This window comes from Bradyrhizobium cosmicum, from assembly GCF_007290395.2.
GTDB classification, from domain to species: Bacteria; Pseudomonadota; Alphaproteobacteria; order Rhizobiales; family Xanthobacteraceae; genus Bradyrhizobium; species Bradyrhizobium cosmicum.
This window is the reverse complement of sequence record NZ_CP041656.2, coordinates 2,896,829-2,920,079: the sequence shown is the minus strand read 5'-3', so window position 1 is coordinate 2,920,079 and position 23,251 is coordinate 2,896,829. Positions and strand designations below refer to the sequence as shown.

Annotated in this window: 26 protein-coding genes; 10 read left to right on the top strand and 16 right to left on the bottom strand. The window is 65.3% G+C overall.

What is annotated here, in order from left to right; genetic code table 11:
* Both FNV92_RS13890 and FNV92_RS13885 read right to left on the bottom strand, forming a co-directional pair.
* Positions 1 to 429: a CBS domain-containing protein gene (locus FNV92_RS13890; RefSeq protein WP_143845988.1), complete on the bottom strand. Its 429-nt coding sequence runs from the start codon at positions 427 to 429 to the stop codon at positions 1 to 3.
* Positions 430 to 618: 189 nt separating this feature from the next.
* Positions 619 to 1,455, bottom strand: coding sequence for a rhomboid family intramembrane serine protease (locus FNV92_RS13885; protein WP_143845989.1), 837 nt, complete (start codon positions 1,453 to 1,455; stop codon positions 619 to 621).
* Between the two features lie 452 nt (positions 1,456 to 1,907).
* Here FNV92_RS13885 and FNV92_RS13880 point away from each other — a divergent pair, with 452 nt between their 5' ends.
* A complete protein-coding gene (locus tag FNV92_RS13880; RefSeq protein ID WP_143845990.1) occupies positions 1,908 to 2,462 on the top strand; it encodes a PAS domain-containing protein in 555 nt (184 codons plus the stop codon).
* Positions 2,463 to 2,481: 19 nt separating this feature from the next.
* On the opposite strand, the gene FNV92_RS13875 is transcribed toward FNV92_RS13880, so the two are convergent.
* On the bottom strand, positions 2,482 to 3,291 hold the full coding sequence (locus FNV92_RS13875; protein WP_143845991.1) for a transglutaminase-like domain-containing protein: 810 nt from the start codon (positions 3,289 to 3,291) through the stop codon (positions 2,482 to 2,484).
* A gap of 257 nt (positions 3,292 to 3,548) precedes the next feature.
* Positions 3,549 to 3,938, bottom strand: a complete 390-nt coding sequence (locus tag FNV92_RS13870; protein ID WP_143845993.1) for a COG4315 family predicted lipoprotein — start codon at positions 3,936 to 3,938, stop codon at positions 3,549 to 3,551.
* 147 nt (positions 3,939 to 4,085) lie between these two features.
* Here FNV92_RS13870 and FNV92_RS13865 point away from each other — a divergent pair, with 147 nt between their 5' ends.
* Positions 4,086 to 4,592 (top strand): GNAT family N-acetyltransferase, encoded by a 507-nt coding sequence (locus tag FNV92_RS13865; RefSeq protein ID WP_143845994.1) that lies wholly within the window; start codon positions 4,086 to 4,088, stop codon positions 4,590 to 4,592.
* Positions 4,593 to 4,720: 128 nt separating this feature from the next.
* Positions 4,721 to 5,023, top strand: a complete 303-nt coding sequence (locus tag FNV92_RS13860; protein WP_143845995.1) for a hypothetical protein — start codon at positions 4,721 to 4,723, stop codon at positions 5,021 to 5,023.
* A gap of 79 nt (positions 5,024 to 5,102) precedes the next feature.
* On the opposite strand, the gene FNV92_RS13855 is transcribed toward FNV92_RS13860, so the two are convergent.
* On the bottom strand, positions 5,103 to 7,076 hold the full coding sequence (locus tag FNV92_RS13855) for a DEAD/DEAH box helicase (RefSeq protein ID WP_168213841.1): 1,974 nt from the start codon (positions 7,074 to 7,076) through the stop codon (positions 5,103 to 5,105).
* Positions 7,077 to 7,445: 369 nt separating this feature from the next.
* Between FNV92_RS13855 and FNV92_RS13850 the strand changes: the two genes are divergently transcribed.
* Positions 7,446 to 8,186 carry a metallophosphoesterase family protein gene (locus FNV92_RS13850; protein WP_143845997.1) on the top strand — a complete coding sequence of 247 codons (741 nt, stop codon included), beginning with the start codon at positions 7,446 to 7,448 and terminating at the stop codon, positions 8,184 to 8,186.
* Between the two features lie 6 nt (positions 8,187 to 8,192).
* On the opposite strand, the gene FNV92_RS13845 is transcribed toward FNV92_RS13850, so the two are convergent.
* The 3 genes from FNV92_RS13845 to FNV92_RS13835 all read right to left on the bottom strand — a co-directional run bounded on the left by FNV92_RS13845 (position 8,193) and on the right by FNV92_RS13835 (position 10,369).
* Positions 8,193 to 8,612, bottom strand: coding sequence for a VOC family protein (locus FNV92_RS13845; protein WP_143846323.1), 420 nt, complete (start codon positions 8,610 to 8,612; stop codon positions 8,193 to 8,195).
* A gap of 120 nt (positions 8,613 to 8,732) precedes the next feature.
* Positions 8,733 to 9,215, bottom strand: coding sequence for a DUF5680 domain-containing protein (locus FNV92_RS13840; RefSeq protein ID WP_143845998.1), 483 nt, complete (start codon positions 9,213 to 9,215; stop codon positions 8,733 to 8,735).
* A gap of 2 nt (positions 9,216 to 9,217) precedes the next feature.
* Entirely contained in the window at positions 9,218 to 10,369 is a 1,152-nt protein-coding gene (locus FNV92_RS13835) for a zinc-binding dehydrogenase (RefSeq protein ID WP_143845999.1), read from the bottom strand.
* Between the two features lie 429 nt (positions 10,370 to 10,798).
* On the opposite strand from FNV92_RS13835, the gene FNV92_RS13830 reads away from it, so the two are divergent.
* From FNV92_RS13830 to FNV92_RS13805, 6 genes are all read left to right on the top strand, one after another.
* Positions 10,799 to 11,989, top strand: coding sequence for an MFS transporter (locus FNV92_RS13830; RefSeq protein ID WP_143846324.1), 1,191 nt, complete (start codon positions 10,799 to 10,801; stop codon positions 11,987 to 11,989).
* Between the two features lie 141 nt (positions 11,990 to 12,130).
* Positions 12,131 to 12,742, top strand: coding sequence for a PilZ domain-containing protein (locus tag FNV92_RS13825; RefSeq protein WP_027536189.1), 612 nt, complete (start codon positions 12,131 to 12,133; stop codon positions 12,740 to 12,742).
* A gap of 330 nt (positions 12,743 to 13,072) precedes the next feature.
* On the top strand, positions 13,073 to 13,699 hold the full coding sequence (locus FNV92_RS13820; RefSeq protein WP_168213726.1) for a transglutaminase-like cysteine peptidase: 627 nt from the start codon (positions 13,073 to 13,075) through the stop codon (positions 13,697 to 13,699).
* 285 nt (positions 13,700 to 13,984) lie between these two features.
* Positions 13,985 to 14,419 (top strand): hypothetical protein, encoded by a 435-nt coding sequence (locus FNV92_RS13815; protein ID WP_143840570.1) that lies wholly within the window; start codon positions 13,985 to 13,987, stop codon positions 14,417 to 14,419.
* Positions 14,419 to 14,697 carry a hypothetical protein gene (locus FNV92_RS13810; protein ID WP_143840571.1) on the top strand — a complete coding sequence of 93 codons (279 nt, stop codon included), beginning with the start codon at positions 14,419 to 14,421 and terminating at the stop codon, positions 14,695 to 14,697. Before FNV92_RS13815 ends, FNV92_RS13810 begins: the two co-directional genes overlap by 1 nt.
* A 141-nt stretch (positions 14,698 to 14,838) precedes the next feature.
* On the top strand, positions 14,839 to 14,967 hold the full coding sequence (locus FNV92_RS13805) for a hypothetical protein (protein ID WP_283812516.1): 129 nt from the start codon (positions 14,839 to 14,841) through the stop codon (positions 14,965 to 14,967).
* A 125-nt stretch (positions 14,968 to 15,092) separates the two neighbouring features.
* On the opposite strand, the gene FNV92_RS13800 is transcribed toward FNV92_RS13805, so the two are convergent.
* From FNV92_RS13800 to FNV92_RS13765, 8 genes are all read right to left on the bottom strand, one after another.
* A complete protein-coding gene (locus FNV92_RS13800; RefSeq protein ID WP_143840572.1) occupies positions 15,093 to 15,320 on the bottom strand; it encodes an Acb2/Tad1 domain-containing protein in 228 nt (75 codons plus the stop codon).
* Positions 15,321 to 15,380: 60 nt separating this feature from the next.
* Positions 15,381 to 15,617, bottom strand: coding sequence for a hypothetical protein (locus FNV92_RS13795; protein ID WP_186355489.1), 237 nt, complete (start codon positions 15,615 to 15,617; stop codon positions 15,381 to 15,383).
* Positions 15,614 to 15,982 carry a hypothetical protein gene (locus tag FNV92_RS13790; RefSeq protein WP_143840573.1) on the bottom strand — a complete coding sequence of 123 codons (369 nt, stop codon included), beginning with the start codon at positions 15,980 to 15,982 and terminating at the stop codon, positions 15,614 to 15,616. The genes FNV92_RS13795 and FNV92_RS13790 overlap by 4 nt, the downstream gene beginning before the upstream one ends.
* A gap of 124 nt (positions 15,983 to 16,106) precedes the next feature.
* Positions 16,107 to 16,616: a protease IV gene (locus FNV92_RS13785; protein ID WP_143840574.1), complete on the bottom strand. Its 510-nt coding sequence runs from the start codon at positions 16,614 to 16,616 to the stop codon at positions 16,107 to 16,109.
* Positions 16,613 to 17,836 carry a peptidoglycan-binding protein gene (locus FNV92_RS13780; RefSeq protein WP_143840575.1) on the bottom strand — a complete coding sequence of 408 codons (1,224 nt, stop codon included), beginning with the start codon at positions 17,834 to 17,836 and terminating at the stop codon, positions 16,613 to 16,615. Before FNV92_RS13780 ends, FNV92_RS13785 begins: the two co-directional genes overlap by 4 nt.
* 83 nt (positions 17,837 to 17,919) lie before the next feature.
* Positions 17,920 to 19,833 carry a hypothetical protein gene (locus FNV92_RS13775; protein WP_244623701.1) on the bottom strand — a complete coding sequence of 638 codons (1,914 nt, stop codon included), beginning with the start codon at positions 19,831 to 19,833 and terminating at the stop codon, positions 17,920 to 17,922.
* Entirely contained in the window at positions 19,830 to 20,291 is a 462-nt protein-coding gene (locus tag FNV92_RS13770; protein WP_143840576.1) for a phage tail assembly chaperone, read from the bottom strand. The genes FNV92_RS13775 and FNV92_RS13770 overlap by 4 nt, the downstream gene beginning before the upstream one ends.
* Complete coding sequence (locus tag FNV92_RS13765; RefSeq protein WP_143840577.1) at positions 20,288 to 23,251, bottom strand: phage tail protein; 2,964 nt, start codon at positions 23,249 to 23,251, stop codon at positions 20,288 to 20,290. The genes FNV92_RS13770 and FNV92_RS13765 overlap by 4 nt, the downstream gene beginning before the upstream one ends.

Sequence of the window (23,251 nt, the reverse complement as noted above, 5' to 3'; positions counted from 1 at the left end):
TCAGGCCGTCTTGATGTAGTCGCGCAGGGCTTCCTGCTCGGACTCGTATTCCTGGACGCGGCGCTTGACGATGTCGCCGATCGAGATCAGGCCGACCACCTTGCCGTTGTCGATCACGGGCAGATGGCGGAACTTGCCTTCGGTCATCGTCTCCATCAGTTCCGCGACCGTGTCGGTCTCCTTGCAGGTGACGACCTTGCGGGTCATGACCTCCGAGACCGGCTCGTCCAGCGCGCCGGCACCGCGCTCGCCGATCACGCGCACGATGTCGCGCTCGGACAGGATGCCCTCGAGCCGGCTCTGGTTCATCACCAGCACCGCACCGATCTTCTTCTCGCCGAGCAGCTTGACCGCGGCGGCGAGCTTGGCGCCGGGCTCGACGCTCATGATCTGGTGGCCCTTGGTATTGAGAATGGAACGTACCGTCATTGTCGCCTCCCTGAATCGGACCCGTCCGCTTTCGCGGTCCGGACTTGTTCGTCGAGTCTTCAACTAACAGTTTAGGCGCCGGTTTCACGCTCGGGCGCTTTGCGAAGCCAAGCCGCGAGCGGCTTTGTCGCTTTGAAACATTCTTCTCGAGAATGATGGATGAATTCGGGCCGCGCCGCAAGCGCCGCTTCAAATACGGTCTGAAACGTCCTGTGATGACGCATCCGCAGCATCGCCTCGTATGCGCGGCACGGGATCGAACAGCGCGAACAGCAGAAGGCCTGCAAAGAAGCCGCCGATATGCGCCTGCCAGGCAACGCTCGTGGTCTCGGCATCGACGCCGATCGCACCGACGCCGAAGATGATGTTGACGCCGAACCAGACCGCGAGGAAGCCGACCACCCGCCCGTCGCGCAGCGCCCGCGACAACGGCAGCGCCGGAACCTTCGCGGCGGTATCGGCGTCCGATCGGCTGAACGACAGGAAGCTGCCGCGCACAAAGGCGAACCGGATCGCCGCCGCCATCGCGCCCGACACCGAGGCCGAGGCGCCGATCATCGGCGCCACCGCATGCTCATGGGTGACGAGATGGGCGAGCGCGCCCGCCGCCGCCGTCACCGCGAGAAACAGGAAGAACCTGACGGCGCCAAACCGCCGCGCCAGCGCGCTGCCGAACGGCAACAGCCACAGCACGTTGAAGGCCAGATGCGTCAGATTGGCATGCAGCAGCGAATAAGTGACGAAGCTCCAGACCTTTGCGCCGGCCCCGCCGGGGATCTGCAGATTGAGCAGCGAGGAATCGTAGCGCTTCGGGATGAAGCCGAAGACGTCGATGGTCCAGTTCTCCAGTTCCGGCGGCAGCAGCATCCGCAGATGGATCACCGCCAGCAGCACGATATAGGCGGTCAACGCAAACGGCAGCGTCAGGATCGGCTCGCGCGGAGCCTCCTCATGGACGGCCGGCACGTCCTGCGGCAGACCTTGCTGCGAGGAATCGTGCGGCGGAGAATTGTGCGGGGAATCCAAGGCAGCTTCGCTTTCAGGCGCGATCGGAGCGGTCCATCTGGAGATAGTCGCCTTTGCCGGCCCTGCGCAAGTGCACAAAAGGAAAAGGCAGGGCTCTGGGAAGCCCTGCCTGTCCGTGTCGGTCTTCCGGCGGCTTTGGGAATAAGGTGTATCCCCACCCCTCCCCGCGCCCGTGACCAAACTGTTTGACGCCTGTGTACAGGCCCCGCCGAGAACCTGGAGCAAAGCGGCGAGACTTGCGACCGCGGGCACCCTAGCAGCGGCGCGGCCGGAGCAAAGCGCATAGTTAATTTAACGTTAACAATGCAAAGGCCCGCCCGAGGGGGCCGAAAACGCCTCTGCGGCATGGACGCTGCAAATCCCCTCCTGCACAACAACACAGGGATCGCGGGTGCACTGAAGCGGGACAGCTTTGTCCCGCCAGATGTCCCCCCGGGGTAAAGCGTTCAGTCATGAAACATCCGTCGAGCCGCGCATTCTTTGCGTATTGGAACGAGAAGCGCGGCGCTGCGCGGGCCCCAGACCGGGCCGACATCGATCCTGCCGCCGTCCGCGAGCTGCTCAGTGACATCTTCGTGCTGGCCAGCGAGCAGACCCTGGGCTTCCCATTCCGCGTCGCCGGCACGCGCGTCTGCGCGCTCGTAGGGTGCGACCTCAAGGACCAGAGCTTTGCGGCGCTGTTCACCGAGGCCAGCCGCCGCGAGATCGAGGAGATCACGACTGTTGTCGCCGACGAGACGCTGGGTGCGATCGCCGGTATCACCGCCGCGCGCGAGGACGGCAGCAAGGCGCATCTCGAATTGCTGCTGCTGCCCTTCAACGCACGCCCGCATACGCCGGTCAGCGTGACAGGAGTGCTCGCGCCGTTCGACGACGAATGCGGCGCGCTCGGCACCTTCACCCTCACCTCATGGCGCTATCTGCACCAGCCGGAGAAACTGCTGCCGCGCGCGATCCGCAAACTGCAGATCGCCCGCGGGCTGATGGTGTATGAGGGACTTCGCTAGGAGGCGATCGTTCGCGCCGTTACGGCGCGATCTCGTCGGTCCAGACCTTGAAGCTGACCAGCTTGTTCGGGCCGAATGTCTGCGTGATCGGAACGTCGCAGGCATCGCGCCCCTGAGCGATCAGGATGCGCCCCTGCCGAGGCTCGTTGTTGCGCGGATCGAACGTGTGCCAGCGCCCGCCGAGATAGGCCTCGAACCAGCCGGCGAAATCGCCCGCGGCCCACGGCTTCGGCGTGCCGACGTCGCTCAGATAGCCGGTGCAATAGCGCGCGGGGATGTTCATGCAGCGGCAGAACGCAATGGCCAGATGCGCATAGTCACGGCAGACGCCCTTGCCTTCCTGATACGCCTCCCACGCCGTCTTGGTGGCGCGCGCATGCTCGTAGCCGAAGGTGATGTGGCGGTGAACGAAATCGCAGATCGCCTGCACCCGCGCCCAGCCCGGCGGCGTCTTCTCGAACAGCTTCCAGGCGATCTCCGAAAGCCGGTCGGTCTCGCAATAGCGGCTGCCGAGCAGATAAACCAGCGTGTCGGACGGCAGCTCTTCGATCCTGTGCTGAATGGCCGTGGCAACCACGGGATCCGGCAGGCCGTTGTCGCGAACGACGCCATCGGCGGCAAGGCGCATGCGTCCGGCCGGCGCCACCATGCGGCTGCACCAATTGCCGAACATGTCGCGATAAGGCGTGATCTCGACGGCAGGCGTTGAAGTGACGAAATCAGGCACGATGACATCGGAAGCACGCGTGAAATGCGTGCCCAGAACCATGATCATCGGTGTCGGCTGCGGGAAATCGTAGAGCATTTCGAATCCGACACGGAACTTCATCGAAATGCCCTTTCGGCTGGATGTCAGCTCGAAGTGGCTACGAAACCGCAGATTACAAGGCGGTGAGACGCTCTAAGTCGTCGACCGCGCGGCAAATCGTGCGCGAGACGATGGTGCAATCGCTCTCGGCTCCCGGACAAGCGTTGCTGCGCAGAGCCGCGCCCCGGAAGGCGATGTCGCGCGACGCGACATGGGCCCCGGCTCTGCAGCGCACCGCCAAAGGGCGTTGCGCTGCTTCCGGGGCACGAGCCGCATCTTTACGGCGTCGCCAGATGCCAGGCGCCGTTCAGAAAGCCGTCGCCGGTGACGTCGCCGGGCTTGCTGTCCTTGGCGAAGGTGTAGAGCGGTTTGCCCTTGTAGGCCCACTGCTTCGAGCCGTCGTCGCGCGTGATGATGGTGTAGCCATCGCCGGCGGCATCGCTCGCCTCGGCCTTCAGCACCGGCCAGTTGGTCGCACAGGGGCCGTTGCAGGCCGACTTGCCGTCCGCGTCCTTGTCGAACGTATAGAGCGTCATGCCCTTGGCGTCGGTGAGCACATTGCCCTTGTCGGTCTTGCCGGTCTTGGTCGGCGGCGCGGCGAACGCGGCGGGAATGATCACGAGCGCTGCGGCGAGTGTGAGCGCGAGGCGGATCGGGGATGTCGTCATGGTCTCTCCTGTCATGCAATTGGCTTGCATGGGGTAGGACGCCGCGCGGGCCACGGTATTCCTGAGAAGGCGGCAAAGATATTTTTCGCTGCGCGCGGCGTCGCCGCGGAATAAACTGGATTGAGAGAGACGGACCGACGAATCGACATGAGCAAGCCGCATTGGCGTCCCGCGCGCACCACCGACCTGCCCGCGATCAGCGCGATCGCGACCCGGATTCATCCTGATCTTCCGGAACGTCCCGACGTCTTCGCGGAGAAGATGCGGCTCTATCCCGACGGCTGCCGCGTGCTCGTCGCGGACGATGCGATCGCCGGCTACGGGCTCGCGCATCCCTGGAGGCAGCACCGGATTCCACCGCTCGACGGCTTCCTCGAACGATTGCCCGATGATGCGGACTGCCTCTACGTCCACGATGTCGCCGTGCTGCCCGACTTTCGCGGCGGCGTGGCGCGCGACTATGTTTCGACGATCGAGACGCTGGCCCGCGCATCACACATCACGGCGCTCGCGCTGGTCTCGGTCTACGCGACGCGGCCGCTGTGGGAACGTCTCGGCTTTCGGCCGGTCATGGCGGATGCGGAACTGCATGCAAAGCTCGCGTCCTATGGCGACAGCGCGACCTACATGCTGCGCGACCTCGCTGCGACGTAACGTCCCTCCCCGAACGGCGCGGCTCACGCGGGCGTGAAGCCATCCGCTCGAACCGGCTTCGATCAGCTCCCGTCGAAGATGTGTGCGGGCCGTTTCCGGTCTCGCCGAAACGAGACTGGAGAATGTCCATGAAACTCACATTGTCGAAAGTTGCCTTGATTGCCTTCGCTGCGACGGCCGCGTTCACCGCGACCAGTGCCAACGCCGCGCAGCTCCGGACCTATGGCTGCGACACCGCCTTCTTCGAAGGCTGCGGTGTCCTGATCGAGATGCCGACCTCGCCTGGCAGAAGCCGCACCAGTGTCATCCATCATGACACCTCGCCCACCTACATGAAGCAGACCGATCCGCGCTACAGCTCGTCGATGCGTGATGCCGGCGGCGGTGGTGGCGGCGGAGGCGGAGGAGGTGGTGGCGGCGGCGGTCGCTGAGCCCACCCGAGAACTGAAATGAAAATGCCGCCGGTGCAACCCGGCGGCATGCTTCCTGTCTACGCTGTCAGGCTGCAGCTCAGCCCCGATGTTTCTTCTTGGGCTTCTTTCCCGGCGCGCCCTTCCCGGCCCACGGCGTGACTGAGGGCTCTGCGTGTCCCGGCTTGTTCTTGTGCTGCTTTTTCTTCGCGAAAGAAGGAGCACCCTCGAATTTCGGCGCGCGCTCGGCGTGCCCCTTGCCGCGTGGCTTGAATTCGCTCGGCTCGCGCGCGCGATCGTCGCGGCGTTCACGATGATCGCCCTCGCCGCTCTCGCGCCGCGGCGCGTGCGGCCGCTTCTCGGAAGGCGCCTGTCGCTGCGGCGCATCCGCCATCGCCTCGAGGCGGATATTGTCTTCCTTGTCCGGGCGCTTGATCTTGGCGGCGAAGGACTCCGCGACGCGCTCGGAGATCTCGAACTCGGTCGTCGTGTCCATGATCTTGATGGCGCCGATGTCGCCCTTGTCGATACCGCCACGACGGCAGATCATCGGCAACAGCCAGCGCGCTTCCGCATTCTTCTTTCGGCCGATGTTGGCGCGGAACCAGACGCTGCCATCCGCCATGCCGTGTTTCGCGGATGTTTTCCCGGGTTTGGGCCGGAGCCGTTCGGAGCGATCGTCGCCGCGCGAGCTTCGGACATCGTCGCGCGGAGTCCGATCGTCGCGCGGCGTGCGGGCGTCGTTGCGGCCGCGATCCTCGCGCGGCCGGCTGCTTCGCTCGCCGGGATCGATGATGTCTTCGGGCGACGGCAACCGTGCGCGATAGAGCCGCGCCAGCGCGGCTGCGATATCCTCGGCCGACCGCTCGGCGAGCAACGCCTGCGCCAGCACCAGATCGTCGGCGGTCGTCTCCTCAGTGAACAGCACGTCCTTCATGCGCGCGTGATCGAGCTTGCGGATCTCATCGGCCTGCGGCGCCGTGCCCCAGTTTGCGTCGACGCCAGCGAGATTGAGCAGCAGCTCCGCGCGCCGCCGCCGTGCCGGCACCACCAGCAGGACGCTCGTTCCCTTGCGGCCGGCACGTCCCGTGCGGCCCGAGCGATGCTGCATCACCTCGGCGTCGTTGGGCAGGTCCGCGTGAATGACGAGGTCGAGGCTCGGCAGGTCGATGCCGCGGGCGGCAACGTCAGTGGCGACGCAAACGCGGGCGCGCCCGTCCCGCAGCGACTGCAGCGCCGTGGTTCGCTCGTTCTGCGTCAATTCGCCAGAGAGCGCGACCACGGAGAAGCCTCGCTCCAGCAGCGCCGCCTGCAAATGCCGGACGCCGTCGCGCGTGCTGCAAAAAACCAGCGCGCTCGGCGACTCATAGAAGCGCAGAACGTTGACGACCGCATGCTCGACATCACCGGGGGCGACGCGGATGGCGCGGTACTCGATGTCGGCGTGACCGCCTTCGTCGCCCGCGACCTCGATCCGGAACGCCTGCTGCTGATATTGCTTGGCCAGCGCGACGATGCCGCGCGGAAATGTCGCCGAGAACAATAGCGTCCGGCGCGTCTCCGGCGTCGTCTTGAGGATGAATTCCATGTCCTCGCGAAAGCCGAGATTGAGCATCTCGTCGGCCTCGTCGAGGACGACCACCTTCAATTCCGAAATGTCGAGACGGTTGCGGCGCAAATGATCGCACAAGCGGCCGGGCGTGCCGACGACGATGTGCGCGCCGGCTGCCAGCTCGCGCTGCTCGCGCCGCGGATCCATGCCGCCGACGCAGGAGACGACGCGTCCGTCCGCATGTTCATACAGCCACGCAAGCTCGCGCTGAACCTGCAAGGCGAGCTCGCGGGTCGGCGCCACGATCAGGGCGAGCGGTGCGCCCGCCCGCTCGAACCGCTCGGCGTCGCCGAGCAGGTCCTTGGCCATGGCGAGCCCGTAAGCGAGGGTCTTGCCCGAGCCGGTTTGGGCCGAAACGAGGAGGTCGCGGTCGGCAGCTTCCTCCGCGAGCACGGCGAGCTGAACGGGGGTCGGACGGTCGTAGTTGCGCTCGGCCAAAGCTCGGGCGAGCGGCGCACTCATGGTCGGGAAAGACACGGGATAAACCTTGGTTGGTCCAGGCGCGGAACGTCGAGCCGCGCGACCTGAAGCTGCGTACGCGGCAAAATGGTCCAGCCGCACGCGTGGTGATTTGATTTGGACGCTCTTTACGCCAAGCGCGGGCAAATCACCATGCTTATGATGCATGGCTTTGGCACCAGCGAGAATAAGCTTACCGCCGGCCGGACCCACTACATCCAGCGATTTAGGGGCCGTTTGCTGCATATAGCGGGATTTGGGGCCTAAGCAGAGAGAAGTTTGGCGGCCTTCTCGTTTGAATCGGACACGATTGGACGTGCCGGAGATGCGCAAGAGGGCTAAATTCGAGCCATCGGTCTGGGGAGCAAGACAATGCGATTGGCGGTCATTTCCGATATCCATGGCAACCTTGCTGCCTTGGAGGCCGTGCTGGCGGACATCAAGGCGCGCGGCGCCGACGGGACGGTCAATCTGGGCGATTGTGTCACCAGCCCGTTGTGGCCAAAGGAAACTTTCGAAGCGCTGCAGTCGCTATCGTTGCCGACCGTGCGCGGAAACCATGATCGTTGGATCGAGGAGTTTCCGGACGACAAGCTCTCGCCGGCAGGTCTGTTTGCGCGCAACGCGTTGACTGCGGAGCAGCGTCGCGCACTCCACGCCTTGCCTCCCCAACTGCGGCTGGACGAGGGAATTCTGGCCTGCCATGGCACACCGGACGACGATACGACGTGCCTGTTGGAGGAATCGCTCGACGACGGCCGCTTCGTGCCGGCCCGCCGCGACGTGCTGGCGACGCGTCTCGCGCGTGAACCGACGGCTCGCGTCGTGCTGTGTGGTCATAGTCACCGGCAGGCGCTCGTTCAGGGGCCGGGCGAGTGCCTGGTTCTCAATCCGGGGAGCGTCGGTTGCCCGGTGTTCGCGGACATTCCGTTTGCCGCAAGCCTGGAATACCGCTCGCCTCACGCGCGGTATGCGGTACTCACGAAAAGAAAGAAGGTCTGGCAAGTCGAACTCCTCGCCCTGGAATACGACTGGGAGGCCGCCTCGGCCCGTGCGCTCGCCAACAACCGCCCGGAATGGGCACAGGCGGTTTTGTCCGGATACGTCAAATAGCTTTCCTCAGATCTCCGCGTAGACCTCCAGCAGATTGCCGTCGGGGTCGCGAAAGAACAGTGTCCGATGTCCAAAGGACCGGTTCGTCGGCGGCGACAGCAGCGTCACGCCTTGCCGTACCAGTTCGTCGGCGCATGCGTCGACCTCCGCGGCGGACACCCTGAAGGCCAGTTGCAGCGAGGCCGTGCCGTGCGGCACCGGCACATCGGCGGCGGTCCGGCCCGGTCTTGCGAGCGCCAGCGTGTTGGGGCCCAGCCCGTACTCGATCCAGTTCGGCGAGAGCTCGCGCAACAGGGATAAGGCGAGGATCCCCTCATAAAAGCGGCGCATCGCCGCCATGTCGCGCACGAAGATGACGGTGTAGTCGATCGCGCGGATGGCGCTGAAGGGCGAGCGCCTGTTTGGTTTGGAAGTCTGTTCGTTCATCGTCGTGTCCTTCGTTCCGAACGCCTGATCGTAGCCCATATGGAGCGAAGCGGAATACGGAGAGCCACGGGCGAGAATCCCGGATTACGCTTCGCTCGCTCCGGGCTACAAGTTCAATAACTATCGCAGCAGGCCGCCACTATATTGCAGCTCGTAGAGCAGCGCGCCATCACGGCGCTCGATCCTCTCGACGCCGTGAAAGCGATCGAGCGAACCTTCGACCTCGTTGCGGTAGATCAGGCCCGCCTGCTCGAACAGGCGCGGTCCCCGATAGGGCTCCCCTGTGGATACGCCCAGCAGCGCCTGCCGCAGGAATTTGTAGATCGCGAGGAAAGTGTCCCGGTCCGTGATGTCCGCGCAGGCGCCGCCGCTGTAGCTCATCGACCAGATGACGCGGTCAGCCCGCGACACCGTCTCCTGCCCGACGAAAAATCCCATCCCGAAATAGATGTCGCGATAGGCATAAGGCGCAGCGCGATGCTCAAGCTGCTTGGACCCGGCAAGCACCGGAGTGACCACGGTCGCGTCGTCATCGAGCCCCGCATAGGTGCGCCGCTTGGCTTCGACCAGGAACGCCGCGAGATCGTGCGGAATGGACGGCATATCTATTCCACCAGCTCCGGCCACGGCACAATCGTCGACTTCACCGTCTTCATCGCCATCGCATCCCTCACCGCCTGCGCGACGCCCGCCTCGGTGAACGGATAAATCGTCTGCATCTTAAGCCACGGATATTTGTCACGCGTGCGGTAGAGCATGTCGACGCCGAGCGGCAGATCGTTGGCGGTGAAGCCCCAGGAGCCGAGCAAATTGAGGTCCTTGGTGCAGATGCGATGCCAGGAGGTGTCGATCGAGCCGGCGTCGGTGAACTGGCCCATCTCGACATAGGTACCGCCGTCGCGCAGCATCTCGATGCCTTCGGGGCCGGCCGAGGGGTGGCCGGAGCAATCCATCACCAGATCGGCGCCGTAGCCGCCGACGATCTCGCGCACACGGGCGATGCGCTGCTGCGGCGATGTCACCTCCTCGATATTGACCGTCGCCTCCGCGCCGAACTCGCGCGCGAGCTTGAGCCGCGGTTCCTCCGGCGCGCCGACGCAGATCACGCGCCCTGCTCCCATCTCCTTCGCGGCTGCGACCGCCAGAATGCCGATCGGGCCCGAGCCCTGGATCACCACCGTGTTGCCCCAGGAAAAACCGCCAGCCCGGCTGGCGCGGTTGAAGGCGCGGATGCAGGAAGTCAGCGGCTCGGACAACGCGCCCAATCGCAGCGACATGTCGTCGGGCAGCTTGTAGATCTTGGTGCCCGGCAGCATGTCGAGATCGACATAGACATATTCAGCCCAGCCGCCCCACATGTGCGGCGCCTTGTCGAAGCCGAGATAGCGGCCGTAATAGACCGGCGTCAGGCATTTGTTGGCGGTTTGCGGATAGTGGATGCAGTAGTAGCAGCGCCCGCACGGCATCAGCGGCGGGATCATCACCTTCGAGCCGACCTTGAGCGGCTTGCTCATGAAGTCTTCGGTGAATTCGTCGCCGCATTCGACGATGACGCCGCCGAGCTCGTGGCCGAGCGTGAACGGCCACGGCAGCGGCTTCGGCCAATGGCCCTTCAGGATGTGCAGATCTGTGCCGCAGACGCCGCAGGCGCCGATCTTGATCAGCGCGGCCTTGCGGCCGACCTTCGGCCACGGCACGGTGCGGATGACGGGCTCCGAGCCCGGCCCAGCGTGGGTGCAGACGCGGATTTGATCCATGGCTGTTTCCTCAGTGCCCGTCTATTATGATTGGCGATGCGGGCTGAGGCGAAGCGTATGCGAGACGCGCGGTGCTGCCAAGGTACGCCGTTGTAGCCCGTAAGGAGCAACCACAACCACGGCCGTCATCTTGAGGTGCGAGGCTTGCGATGCGTCAGCGTCGCAAGGGGAGCCTCGAAGGATGGGCCGCAGGCGCCCGTGCTCATCCTTCGAGGCTCGCTTCGCTCGCACCTCCAGCGACAACCGCGTCGCGGTTGCGCGGGGATGACGGTAGCGTGTGTGGCGCGCAGTGCATGGCTGATGTCCGAGCACATCCGGTGTCTTGAGCACTCACCAGCGAGCGTGTAGGCACGGCTCAAGTCCCACCCAGGTGCCCGCTTGAACCCCCTCCCCCAAAATCCCGTCGCGGCGTCCGGCTCGTTCGCGGCGATGAAGTCCGTGCCGTACCGGCTCCAGTTCATCGCCTATGTGCTGGCGATGATGGCCGACAATATCGAGCATGTGATCAGCTATTGGGTGGTGTTCCAGAAATTCCATTCGCCGACGCTGGGCGGATTTGCCGTGCTGTCGCACTGGCTGCCGTTCCTGCTGTTCTCGGTCGCGGTCGGCGGGCTCGCCGACCGGTTCGATCCGCGCCGCATCATCCAGTGCGGCATGCTGCTGTTCATCGTGGCCTCGGCGGGATGGGGCTTCTTCTTCATTACCGACACGATCGAGATGTGGCACGCGATGCTGCTGCTGGTGATCCACGGTTGCGCGGGCGTGCTGTGGCAGACGCCGAACCAGCTGCTGCTCTACGACCTCGTCGCCCCGGCGGACCTACCGAGCGGAGTGCGGCTGAACGCGATGGCGCGCTATCTCGGCATCCTGGTCGGGCCGGCGGTCGGCGGCATCATCATGCTGACACTCGGCACCTCGCACGGCATCATCTTCAACACGCTGTTCTATCTGCCGATGCTGATCTGGCTGTTCTGGGCGCCGGTGCGCGACAAGAGCATCGCGATCAGGCGCTTTGCCGTGCGCGGCTTCGCCGACATCATGCTGACCATCCGCGCCATCGGCACCCAGCCGGTGCTGACCGCAATGACGTGGCTTGCCGGCCTCACCTCCTTCATGATCGGCAACGCCTATCACGCCCAGATGCCGGGCTTTGCCGGCGATCTCGGCCATGGCGATCCCGGCGTTTCCTACAGCGTGCTGCTGGCGGCGGATGCCGGCGGCGCCCTGCTCGCCGGCCTCGCGCTGGAATCCTGGGGACGGCTGAAGGGCACGCCGCGCACCGCGATCACGCTCGCGATGCTGTGGAGCGTGGCGCTGCTCGGCTTCGCGGCGGTGCGGATCTATCCCGTCGCGATCGTGCTGCTGTTCTTCGCGGGCTTCTTCGAGCTGTCGTTCAACACCATGGCGCAGGCGCTGGTGCAGCTGAACGCGCCGCACGACATTCGCGGCCGCGTCGTCGGGCTCTATAATATGGCCGGGCTCGGCATGCGGGCCTTCAGCGGCATCACCGTCGGGGTATCAGGCGCGGCGATCGGCATTCACTGGTCGCTCGGGCTGTCGGCCGCGGTTCTGCTGGCGCTGCTGCTGTGGTTGTATCGTCGGGGAGCAGGCCGGGCCTGACCGGCCTGCCCGCCCTTGATGTGGTTTCTTGAACGGATTGTGTCTGTCCGTCATCGACGCGTCCAATCCTAACGCGGCATTAACCCTGTGCACCTTAGGGTCGTCCCGGACTCCGCCCGGGCGGGGAGTCGGGTGCTGAAAATGGCGTTGGCGAACAAAAAATTTCTTCCGGCCGCCGAGGAACGTCGGCGTTTCCAGCGGGTGAAGGTTCACCTGCTCGGCCGCTACATGCTGCCGGACCGCCGGGAATTCCCCTGCCAGGTGATCAACATGTCACCCGGCGGCCTCGCCCTGCTGGCGCCCGGCATCGGCAATGTCGGCGACCGCGTGGTCGCCTATCTCGACCATATCGGCCGCGTCGAGGGCAAGATCACCCGTATCATCGACAATGGCTTCGCCATGACGGTGGGTGCGACGCCCCGCAAGCGCGACAAGCTCGCGGCGCAGCTGACCTGGCTTGCCAACCGCGACATCCTCAATCTGCCGGAAGACCGCCGCCACGACCGTATCGTGCCGCGCAACCCGATCGCGGTGCTCACGCTCGAGGACGGCACCAAGATGACCTGTCGCATCATCGACCTCTCGCTGTCCGGCGCCGCCATTGCCGCGGAAAACCGCCCGCCGCTGAAATCGACGGTTCTGCTCGGCCGGGTCCAGGGCCGGGTGGTCCGAAACCTCGAAGACGGCTTCGCGCTGGAGTTCTTGCACTCGCAGCCGATCGAGACTCTCGAAGAGAGCGTTACCGCGCGGTAAAGCGCAAGGACCTCAAAACCAGGGGAATTCCAGCCCTGAAGGCGGCCTCCGCGATGCGGACGCCGCCTTTTTCATGCCTGGTGGCGGACCGCGCGCGCGTTAACGAGGGGCCCTTTGCGTGCGGAAACCGCGGCTCCACCAGCGTTTCCGAGTTAACTCCTAAAATTTGAATCAAATGGAGTCATGTCGAATTTTATGCGTATTTGAATCAAGTATAGATCGTATTCGCCGCGCATTTTACTTGCATTCGTCTCGACTTGACTTGGTTGACTTAGCGGCAGCTCAAAAGCTCCATGCGCATTGTGGTCCCAACAAGAAACGGGGGCCGCAATGTTGGACTTCAGGGGACAGGGGAAGGGTTTGGCGCTGGCCGTCATGCTCTTCGGGATCGGCGCGACAGCGCAGGCCGGTGAAAGCCGCCTGCTCTATGCGAGCCTCGGCGACACCACGCGTGCGCCGATCGGCTGGGTCGAGTTCTGTGCGGACAACGCCGCGCAGTGCCAGGGCGCACCGACGCAGCCGCGCGACATCGTGATGTCGCAGGCCGCATGGCGCGACCTCATCAAGGTCAATCGCTGGGTCAACGAGACCGTCAAGCCTTTGACCGACCAGGAGCACTGGGGCGTGATCGAGAAGTGGTCGCTGCCGACCGACGGTTACGGCGACTGTGAAGACTACGTGTTGTTGAAGCGCAAGATGCTGATCGATGCCGGATGGCCGCGCGAGGCCCTGCTCATCACCGTCGTGCGCGACAAGAAGGGCGAAGGGCACGCGGTGCTGACGGTGAAGACCGACAAGGGCGAGTTCGTTCTCGACAATCAGAACGAGAGCGTCGTTGCCTGGACGGAGACCGGCTACCGCTTCGTCAAGCGCCAGTCGCAGAGCGATCCCAACGTCTGGGTCTCGCTGGGCGATACCAAGCCGGCGGTTTCCACCGCCAGCGCAAGAGATCAGTAGCTCGATCAGTAGGAACGAGACAACAGGTTACGCGACCCGGTCACATCCCCACCCCTCCCCGTCCCAGACCGGTTCGCGCGCGGCCAGGCTTCCCCCAAAGCCTGGCCGCAACTTTTTCGGAAGCGCGCAAAACCGCTAAATTCCCGTGGAATCAAAGCGGTATAGCCAGATGACTGACGACGTTTCGATACGCGTCGACACGGAACATTCCCCAAACACGACATGCCGATACGGGGAAAAGCGGGGGAATTTGTTCACGCCGCGTTCCCATGCGATAATCCGCCCATGCCCGCCCTCACCCGCCGCCGCAGCCCGGACAATCCGGACACCTGGCACGTCTACCGCGAGGACGTCCGGATCGGCACCATCGGCCGATGCTCCGGTGTCCCCTCGAGCAGCGATCAATGGTTCTGGAGCGTCGGCTTTTACCCTGGCCTCGACGTAGGCCTGCACAGATCCAGTTCGGCGCCGACCTTCGAGGACGCCCGGGCCGGATTTGAACGGGCCTGGCACCAGATCGCGCAGGGGCTGGCCGAGGCTCATTTCGAGACGTGGCGCCGCGATCGGGACCTCCACGCATGGAAGCGCCGGATGTGGGCCGAGGGCTGCCGGATGCCAACCCAGAATATCGACGGCCGGTCGACCTGCTTTTGCGGCGAGCCCATCACCATCGCCTGCGAAGCGCACATCCACACGGCTCACCGCGGCATCGGTGCCTGATGGGTTGGTCCGCGCCGTTCGACACGCCGATCGCGCTGCCCGGCCGCCGCGAACTCGTCACCTTGCGCGACGCCGGCGCCTACATCGCCGCGCTGCCCGCGGCGACGCAGAAGCGACCGGAATGGCAGGCCGCCACCGAGGCCCTGATGCTGGTTGCCGAGCGCGACGGCGATCCCATGCTGGCCCGGATCGGGATGCTGCAGGCGCTCAGTGCCGGCAAGCCGGCGCCGGCCGTCGAGCGGAAGAAGGCCGTGAAGCGATATCGCCTGATCCGGTAGCAGATATGGCTGGACGCACGCGCCAAACTGGATTCTAGTGCGCCTCCGCTTTGCGTGAGCGATAATCCAATCGCACCTACAGCGAGTATTGGCCGGATGGACCTCCATAACCCCTGGATTGAACTCTGCATAAGCGTTGCCGTGCTCGGCCCGATCGCCGCGCTTTGCATCTGGTCCATCCTCGCCGAGCGAGCCTATCGGAAGACGCTGTCGGAAAGCGAGCGCCGACGCCATGACGCGCAATGCGACGAAGACATCGCCAACTGGTGATCTGTTAGGCTCCCTCGACCGAAAGACAGCAAAAAGCCCGGCCGCGAGGGGCACCTCGCGCCGGGCCAGTCTTTGGAGGTTCTCGCAAACCGTGAAGCGAGGGGACGTCGAGGTCCCCTCACCCTTCAGGCAGTGATGTGCTTCACCGCCCACATGACAGCTTCCTCGGTCTTGGTCTTGGCGATCGAAATCTCGCGGCTGTTGCCCATGCCGGAGATCAGCTCGAGCAGCTCCAGCCCCTTGTCCTTGATCGCGCTCATGTTCGCTTTCTCGGCATCGCTCAGCACGCGATACTGATGCCGCATCGTGTTGTTGACGGTCCGCTGATCGGACGCGCTATCGACAGAAGCCATCTTGGCTCTCCTGCTTGTGATGCCGGGAAACCGCCCGGCGCGGATCTCTCAAGACACCCGTCAGGCGTAGGTCGCGGTCACGCTGCCGACCAGGACGGCTGCGACGATCGCCGCCACGATCGCGGCGCCGGCGAGCCAAGCCGCAGCGGAGGTCGGCCGGCGCCGGGCCTCGGCGATGGCGCCGAACAGCGCGATCAGCGCAATGCCGATCGCGAGCGCGACCAGGACCTTGATGCTGGCCGCACTGAATGCGACCTGGTCGAGCGCGTGGCGCAGGATCTGCGGCTCGGTTTTCATTTCTGGCGATCCATTTTTTCCGACATCTTGTCGAGCCGGCCGGTGATGTCGCCGCGCAGCTCGGACAGGCCGCGCTCCATCCGCGCGACCACGATCTCGAAGCTGTTCTTGCGGACGAACTCGTCGCGCGCCCAGATCTCGACCTGGTAGACCTTGGCGTGCAGCTCGGCGGTTTCCTTGGCGTGCGCCGCTTTCATCTCGCCGATCTCGCGCGTGTGCTCGTCCTGGAAGTCCGAGACCGCCTTGCCGAACTCCGAGCGCAGCGCCAGCTCGATCCGCGACAGCTTCCACACCAGGCCGATGACGCTGGACAGGATGACGACGGCGAGCCCCATCGCCGACAGGATGATTGACCATTCCTGCATCGGTTATTTCGCCTCGCCGCCGTAGCTCTGCCGCACGCCGTCGTACCAGGCGTGCCCGGCCTCGATCCGTTGGTTGGCTTCCTTCAGCGCATCGCGCGTGCGCGCCAGGCGCTCGCGTGCGTCGCTATTGAGGCTTGCGCTGGGATCGCCAACGGGCGCGAAGATCTGCGCCGGCGCCGCCGGCAGCTCCCGCCGGAGCGGGGCAGGCAGCGGATTTGATGCGCAGCCCGCGCAGATCATCGCAAGTAAGACCACAGACGTTCGGCTTGCCCGCCGCAGCGAGCGCCTCGTTCTGCTTGCGCAATTGGTCGACATAGGCATCTGTCCCCACCCTTTCCTGCTCTGCCTGCTGCTCGATCGCCTTCGCCCGCAGCACGGCATCGCCGGCGGCGCGGTTGGCCTCGAGGAGATCCTTGCGCGCGGCCGCCAGCTGCGCGTCGAGCGCCTTCTCGCGCCAGGCGCCGTCCGCGGCCGCATAGCCTGCGTTGTAGAGGTGGAAACCCGCGGCGACGGCCGCGATGCCGATGACGAGCGCGAGCACGCCGGCCAGAAGCGCGCCGGCTTTGAACGGCGACAGCTTGACACCGGCGAGGCCGAGCAGCTGCACGATCGCAGCGATGACCGCGCCGCTCATGTGTTCTTGCCCGAGCGGTAGTCGGCCAGGCGCTTGACCTCGATCTTGTGCGCGACCGACCAGATCAGCACGCCGAGGCCGGCGACGATCGCCAGCACCACCACGGCCGCGAGCAGCCAGACGATCGCCTGCGGCGGAATGCCGAGGCCGCCGACCGCGTCCTTTGCACCCGACACCGCCGACGCCTTGTCGGTGATCCAGGCCAGCAGACCGGCGAGCGACAGGCTGCCGCCCGTGCCGAACAGACTGCCGGCCCAGCGCTTGACCTGGTCGGTGATGGAGATGGTCTCGACGCCCTGCTCGCGCAGATCCTGCGTCGTGGCGTTGGCGCGAACCTCCGCGACCTTCCGCGGCTCGGCCCGCGCCAGCGCGGCGAGCAGATCGTCGTCGATGCCGGGCACCAACGGCAGATCGTGCTCATGCCGAAAGCTGAGGATCGCCGCCTCGGTGCGCCCCTTCGGCACCAGCTGGCCGTCGACGGCGCCCGTGTCGTAATAGCCCAGCTCGCGCAGCCGCGCCTGCACCTGCACCACGACATCGGGATCCGGCGCCGGGGCGACGTGCTCGAGTCTTTCATGCTGGTCCGGATGGTGCTCGGCCAGGCCCTTCTCGAACAGCCGCGCTTCAAGCTCGCGGCGACGATAGAGGCCGGAGGTTTTCGGCCAGAGCCGCTGCATCGAGCGGATCAGGCCGGGGATGCGGGCAAGGTCGCCGCCGGCGACGCAGGCGCGGATCTCGCGCATCTCGGCGTAGCGCGGGCCGGGCTTCACAAAGCCCGCGGCGTCGCGGTTGAAGGCGATCGACCACAGCACGCCCTTGCAGTCCGGCCCCAGCTCGCCGGCGCCGGGACAATAGCGCTCGAGGATGGCGAGATAGCGCGGCAGGTCATGATTGGCGAACACGTCGAGCGCGACCAGCCAGGGAATGTCGACCTGCCCGCGGGTCGCGCGGCAATAGGCGGCAGCCGCCTCGCCGCGCTTGCCGGAGGCGCCGAGCAGGATGCTCAGCATCGCGGCGTCGACCTTGTCGGCCCAGTCGGCGCGGATCTGCGGCTTGGTCTGCGTGCCGAAATCGTAGCCGATGCCGCCGGTCGGGCCGCTCTGCTCGCCGGGATATTCCAGCGCGTGGCGGTATTTCCGCTCATAGACGGCCTGGCTCGTCACCTCCTCGGCGACGACAAGATCGAACGACGCGCGCGAAATGCCATGCAGGTCGAGCATGTGATGTACCCCTATCGATGTCCAAATAGAAACGCTGGTGCGTCAGCCGACGTCGGAGCCGAGGGCGGCCTCGATAGTCGGCTTTAAATCCGCGCGTTCAACGAATTCTGCGTTGTCGAATTATAGAAAACCATCGCCGCAGCGGTCGAGCCCGCCGACGTGGAGGTGTGAGGGACAAGCGTCAGCATGTTGCCCGTCTGCTTGGATGCGGTCAGACTCGCAAGAGCCGTCACCGTATCGCCAACCACAACGTTCATTCCCGTGATCGAGACTGTGGGTAGCACCCGCATTGGCGCCGGAATCGCCATGTAAGCATACATATCCGTTCCACCGACACGCACGGTTCCACCACCAAAGAACGACTGAGTTGTAATGGCCACGAAGTACCGGCAACAGCGCAGCAGTTCATCTTCATAGCGTGGCGCAGCGAACGACGTTGCGACCGAACCAGGCTCTAACTTGGCCTTACCTATGTCGAGCGTCACGTTCTGCGCTTGGGCGCTGTCGGTCCAGAATATTACGGCCAGATTGTTCATCGAGCCGGATATAGTGCCGCTCAGTGAGATGTTCGCCAGGGTGTTAGCCGCGAGAGCCTGCGATCCGGTCGCTACGACCGTCGTTGACGTCGATGTAAAGAACTGCCCAGCAGTGAAGGTACTATTGGTCCAGTCGTTAATGACGTCCTTGGTGATGGTGTCCGCCGCTCCCGTCCATTCCACGATTGCGTATCGCAGCGTCGTCGCTGCCGACATCCGCACCCTCGCCGATAGTGTGACCGCGCGGCCGCGAAGCTCTTTGCAATCCCTGGACTCGATCCACTGGATACGGCCGAACCGCTGCGCGGTCGCATTGGCTTGCAGGCCCCGCATCATGAACGGCGTTCCGTTCTCCGCATCCGCCACCAAGCTGACGGTGATCGGATTTGACTGCGTCAGCGCCAACCACTGGTCGAAGTCATAAGTCGCGTCGGACCGGGAAACCCCGCCGCCGACGCCCTCCTGATCGATCTCACCCGATGGATTGAGCAGATAGTTCCTTCCAGCCACGGCAAGATTGGCCCGCGCCTGGTCGGCCGACACAACATCGCTCAGATTGTTCGTGCTGAGAAGATCGCCGGCGCCAGGTTCGCCGGTGACGTTGAGATTCCAGTCGGCCAGCGTGCCACTGCCGCCGGTCTTGTCGGCGGTCATGGTCAGCGTGGTGCCGCTGTAGGTGACGCGCCCTTCCATCCAGTTGGCGGTGTTGGCGGCCGAGGACGCCCGCACCCGGGCGCCGTTGGCGTAGGCAAGCCCGGCCTGTGTGGTGAAGACTTTCGAGCCGGTCCCGATCGCCAGCGACGTCGTCGACGTCCCGCCATAGCCCGCACCGGTCGCCCCGGTATTGCCCGTAGCGCCGATGCTGGCGAGCAATTGCCAATAGGTCGGGTTCGGCGCGGTGTGGCCGGCGCTCGGCGTGGCGTTGATGTAGATGTAGGACGAGCCTGCCGTCACCTGCACGTCGCCGTAGGAATAGACCGTCGCGCCGTTATAGGCGCCGGTCAGGTTGAACGCCTTGTAGAACCCGAGAAAGGACCAGACGCCGGCCGACTTCGCCCAGGTCTTGCCCGTGGTCGGCTGGAACGCGAATTGCCCGTCATCGCCGAGCGAAGGATCAGGTGCGGTCGCGCCGATGTCGACGAACACGAAATACCCTGACGTGTTGAGCGCGCCGACCATCCGGTCGACGTCGCGCGCGTAGGTCTCGCCGACGATGCGCTGCTGCGACACCTTCCAGACAGTGTATGCCGAGCCGCTCACCGTCGATCCCGGCCACGGCGTGATGACCATGTGCGTGTCGTCGGTGACGTCGGTGATCCGGCTGCGGAAATGCCCGATCGCCAGCTCGTCGCCGGGCTTGACGTTGCCCGCGGTGAGCCAAAGCGTGCTGGTGCCGGTGACGGCGGTGCCGTCCGCGGAGACCGCGACCGTGCCAGTGGAATAGCTGGAAAGAGCCGTCATGGAGTCACCCCGTTGTCATTCCCGCCAGCCAGCAGCGCGCGCAGCTGCGCCGCCGGATCGCTGCCGTCCGGCCGCAGCGGGATCGCTGCCAGCATCGCCGCGGCCGTGGCGTTGCCCTTCGAGGCATCCCTGAGCGCCTTGCGATACGCCACCCATGCGACGCGATCGGCGTCCGCGACCGGATAATCAGGCAGCGCGAACTTGTCGGTTGCCCCCAGCTCCGCGCGCACCAGCTCGCGAATCCGCCACACCTGGTCCGGCTCGGGGTCCGGCACGTCCTTGTCGACGACCTTCCACGTGACGGGATCGAATTTCTGCGCGCGCGCGTCGATCGGCTGGTCGTCAATGATCGCCACACTGCAATTCGGGTACGGGCTCGTCTCGAACCCGTCGCCATGGTCTGCGCCGAACCCGTAGGAGACGATCTGCCCGGTCGCTGTGTCGTAATGGATGTTCATCGCTTCGCCGCCATCGCAAACACGCAGGCATTGGCATTGACGACATCGGCGCCGCCGCCCGCGAAGCCCTGAACCACGATCGGCACGGAAACGATGCCACCCGTTCCCGTGATGCTGCGCCCACCGGACATCGAGAGAATGTAAAGCCCAGCGACGCACTGCAGGTCGAGCCGATCGACGATGCTTCCATTGACATAGAGATAGAATGTCGTCGTCTGCGTGCCTGCCCCGGCATAGGAGCAACTGAATTTGAACGTGATGCTGGCAAAGATCGGGATGGTCTTGCCGGAGAGCCCCGTCGTGTCGACACTGAGATTGAAGTTGAAAAAGTTGGTGCCACCGCTGATCGACGTATTCGAGGCCAGGATCTGGATCGCCGGCACCGTCGCAGCATTGTCGGCGATACTCAGCGACTTCAGCGCCAGCGCGCCGATCACACCGGAATCCGAGGTGATCTCGCCGGCTGCGATCTTGGACGCAAGGATCGAGCCCGCGACGATCGCGCGCGCATTGAGCGTTCCGTCGAGATAGACGTTGCCGGTCAATCCGACCGCGGCGACGCCGTTGAGCGTGCCGATGGTGAACACCGGCTGCGGCGCGCTGCCATTGTAGCCGGGCAGCTGCACCTGGAACTTGTCGGCGACGATCGTAAAAGCCGAGGTGCCGCTGCCGCCGTTGACCAGGTTGAAGCCGGTGGCGTAGCCGTCGACGTTGAGCGTCACGGCATATTGCGCCGCGCCCCAGCCGTCATAGGTTGCGATCGCCGCGGCGGTCTGGCTGACAAAGGCGGTCGTCGAGCCGAAGGTCGCCGTCGCCGTCGTCGAGAACGATGCGAATGCCGTCTGCGTGTCGACCGCGACCGTGCGGACGTCGTCGATCTGCGCCAGCGCATCATCGGACCGCGCCGAGAGCTGCGAGCGCAATTCCTTCTTGTCGCGCCAGTCGCGGGCCGCAAGCCCGGCGGCGACGTTGGCGATGGTCTGCTCGACCAGCGCGAGATTGTCGTTGAGCTGGTTCTGCAGCGTGGTCACCTGCGCTGCGACGGCGGCATCGAACTCGGCCAGCGTGAAGCGAACGTCAGGCGTCGTCACCGTGATCCAGCCCGACCACAGCATGTCGCGCGGCGCCGACGGGATGTATTGCCCGCGCACCTGGTAGGTGACGGCGGGCAGGATCGACTGCGTCACGATCAGATTGCCGGCGGTGACGCGATCGGTGCGGCCGCGCGTGACGCTCGATCCGTCCGAGGCAAGGCGCACCTCGAACTGCACGCCGCTGATGCCGGGCTGCGAGCCGTCCCAAGAGATCAGGATCGCAGGCCGGCGGATGATGCCGCTGTCGTCGACCAGCGAATAGGGCAGCGCGTCAAAGCTGGCGATGCCTTGCGGCGCCGGCGGATTGGAGACGGTGCCGCCGCCGGTGACCGGCGTGAAATCCGTTCCCGTGTTCCAGTCGTAATCGGACGGATCGACCTCGGTGATGGCGAGCATCACGTCGAGGTTGGCCTTGTCGACCGCGGAGTCGACGCGGAATTGCTTGGCGCTGTAGCCGTTGCGCAACGACGTCCATTCGCCGACGTCGCCGGGCTCGACGATCCAGAACGCCGGCGGCAAGGTCAGGGCATGGGTGCGCGCCCGCTGCGCCTCCTCGATCGCCGATTTCTGCAGCCGCTGCACCTGCTCGGCATAGGGCACGAAATCGAACGCCGGATTGGCCATCAGCCGGCGGCCGCCGTCCCGCGCCTCGAGGTCGGTCCGGTAATAGGCGGGCGCCGTCGCGCTGTTCCAGCCCTGCGCCGGATCCGGATAGGTCGCCTGGATACCGTTGACGCTGTCGGACAGCGAAAAGAACGGGCGATAGGTCTGCGGCTCGGTCGACAGGATGTCGTCGTCGGAGAACGTAAAGCTCGGCGTGTCGGGCGCGCCGACATGGATCTTGTAGAAGCCGCCGATCTCCGACAGGCGGCCCTGGCAGCCGGTCAGGATGGCCTCGATCGCGTTCGCGGGCTGCGCGTTGACATCGATCTGGCCGCCGGTGCGATAGGTCGGCTCCGGCCCGCCGGCGCCGACGACCGTCGTACGGCACTTGCCGATCTGCGTGATCCAGTTGACGGCCGGCAGCCGCGCCGCGGAGGTGTTCTGCAGCCCGTACAGCCAGATGCCGTTATAGGAGAAGCCGCGCAGGATGTTGTGGATCTGCACGACCGGAAAATCGTCGCCGTCGCCACCCCAGGTCGAGGGATCGCCGTAGCGATGCGCGCCGGAGCCGCCGACCGTCGAATCCTTGGAGGGATCGTAGAGCGGCACGCCGGACAGTTCGAACTTGAGGGTCGGAAAGCCGCTCCACAGATTCTCGTCGTTGAAGGCATGTACGACGGCGTAGCAGACACCCTTGCCGACATGGGCCGCGGTATAGGGCCGCTCGGCCGACGACGCGCTCAAGGTGAAGGTGTCGGCGCCGGTCTGGCTGCCGTCGTAGAACTTCACCCACAGATGCGGCACCGCCGCACCCTCGCCGTTGTGCGGGCGGATGTACTCCGGCACGGCGTAGCCCTGCGAGCCGGCGCCGAGCACGGATGCCTTGGCATCGCCCTCGGCCAGCGTGACCTTGGCGCCGTTCACCCACATGCCGACCAGGCGCTCGCCGGGCAGATCCGACAGCGCGATGACCTGCGTCAGGAAGGCGTTCGGCGTGTCGTAGCCGTTGCCCCAGGTGTTGGCATAGACCAGCGAGCCAGCCGTGACGTGGCGGCCGAGCCCGAACGAGCGCGGCACGTCGCCGCCGCCGGTGAGCTTGCCCTGCACGCCGAAACTGTCGGTCGACTGCTTGGGCTGGCCGGACAGCGCACGGACGGCATAGGACAGGCCGATCGAGGTCGCGAGCGAGGCGGCCGTGACGAACGCCGCCGCAAAGAACCCCGTGAGGCCGATCGCCGCTGCAATAGCCGTGAAAATCGCCAC

What these genes read in the sequence shown, in the direction of transcription:
- FNV92_RS13890 (WP_143845988.1), bottom strand. Translation starts at nt 429, where the DNA reads ATGACGGTACGTTCCATTCTCAATACCAAGGGCCACCAGATCATGAGC.
- FNV92_RS13880 (WP_143845990.1), top strand. Translation starts at nt 1,908, where the DNA reads ATGAAACATCCGTCGAGCCGCGCATTCTTTGCGTATTGGAACGAGAAG.
- FNV92_RS13875 (WP_143845991.1), bottom strand. Translation starts at nt 3,291, where the DNA reads ATGAAGTTCCGTGTCGGATTCGAAATGCTCTACGATTTCCCGCAGCCG.
- FNV92_RS13870 (WP_143845993.1), bottom strand. Translation starts at nt 3,938, where the DNA reads ATGACGACATCCCCGATCCGCCTCGCGCTCACACTCGCCGCAGCGCTC.
- FNV92_RS13865 (WP_143845994.1), top strand. Translation starts at nt 4,086, where the DNA reads ATGAGCAAGCCGCATTGGCGTCCCGCGCGCACCACCGACCTGCCCGCG.
- FNV92_RS13860 (WP_143845995.1), top strand. Translation starts at nt 4,721, where the DNA reads ATGAAACTCACATTGTCGAAAGTTGCCTTGATTGCCTTCGCTGCGACG.
- FNV92_RS13855 (WP_168213841.1), bottom strand. Translation starts at nt 7,076, where the DNA reads ATGAGTGCGCCGCTCGCCCGAGCTTTGGCCGAGCGCAACTACGACCGT.
- FNV92_RS13850 (WP_143845997.1), top strand. Translation starts at nt 7,446, where the DNA reads ATGCGATTGGCGGTCATTTCCGATATCCATGGCAACCTTGCTGCCTTG.
- FNV92_RS13845 (WP_143846323.1), bottom strand. Translation starts at nt 8,612, where the DNA reads ATGAACGAACAGACTTCCAAACCAAACAGGCGCTCGCCCTTCAGCGCC.
- FNV92_RS13840 (WP_143845998.1), bottom strand. Translation starts at nt 9,215, where the DNA reads ATGCCGTCCATTCCGCACGATCTCGCGGCGTTCCTGGTCGAAGCCAAG.
- FNV92_RS13835 (WP_143845999.1), bottom strand. Translation starts at nt 10,369, where the DNA reads ATGGATCAAATCCGCGTCTGCACCCACGCTGGGCCGGGCTCGGAGCCC.
- FNV92_RS13830 (WP_143846324.1), top strand. Translation starts at nt 10,799, where the DNA reads ATGAAGTCCGTGCCGTACCGGCTCCAGTTCATCGCCTATGTGCTGGCG.
- FNV92_RS13825 (WP_027536189.1), top strand. Translation starts at nt 12,131, where the DNA reads ATGGCGTTGGCGAACAAAAAATTTCTTCCGGCCGCCGAGGAACGTCGG.
- FNV92_RS13820 (WP_168213726.1), top strand. Translation starts at nt 13,073, where the DNA reads ATGTTGGACTTCAGGGGACAGGGGAAGGGTTTGGCGCTGGCCGTCATG.
- FNV92_RS13815 (WP_143840570.1), top strand. Translation starts at nt 13,985, where the DNA reads ATGCCCGCCCTCACCCGCCGCCGCAGCCCGGACAATCCGGACACCTGG.
- FNV92_RS13810 (WP_143840571.1), top strand. Translation starts at nt 14,419, where the DNA reads ATGGGTTGGTCCGCGCCGTTCGACACGCCGATCGCGCTGCCCGGCCGC.
- FNV92_RS13800 (WP_143840572.1), bottom strand. Translation starts at nt 15,320, where the DNA reads ATGGCTTCTGTCGATAGCGCGTCCGATCAGCGGACCGTCAACAACACG.
- FNV92_RS13795 (WP_186355489.1), bottom strand. Translation starts at nt 15,617, where the DNA reads ATGAAAACCGAGCCGCAGATCCTGCGCCACGCGCTCGACCAGGTCGCA.
- FNV92_RS13790 (WP_143840573.1), bottom strand. Translation starts at nt 15,982, where the DNA reads ATGCAGGAATGGTCAATCATCCTGTCGGCGATGGGGCTCGCCGTCGTC.
- FNV92_RS13785 (WP_143840574.1), bottom strand. Translation starts at nt 16,616, where the DNA reads ATGAGCGGCGCGGTCATCGCTGCGATCGTGCAGCTGCTCGGCCTCGCC.
- FNV92_RS13780 (WP_143840575.1), bottom strand. Translation starts at nt 17,836, where the DNA reads ATGCTCGACCTGCATGGCATTTCGCGCGCGTCGTTCGATCTTGTCGTC.
- FNV92_RS13775 (WP_244623701.1), bottom strand. Translation starts at nt 19,833, where the DNA reads ATGACGGCTCTTTCCAGCTATTCCACTGGCACGGTCGCGGTCTCCGCG.
- FNV92_RS13770 (WP_143840576.1), bottom strand. Translation starts at nt 20,291, where the DNA reads ATGAACATCCATTACGACACAGCGACCGGGCAGATCGTCTCCTACGGG.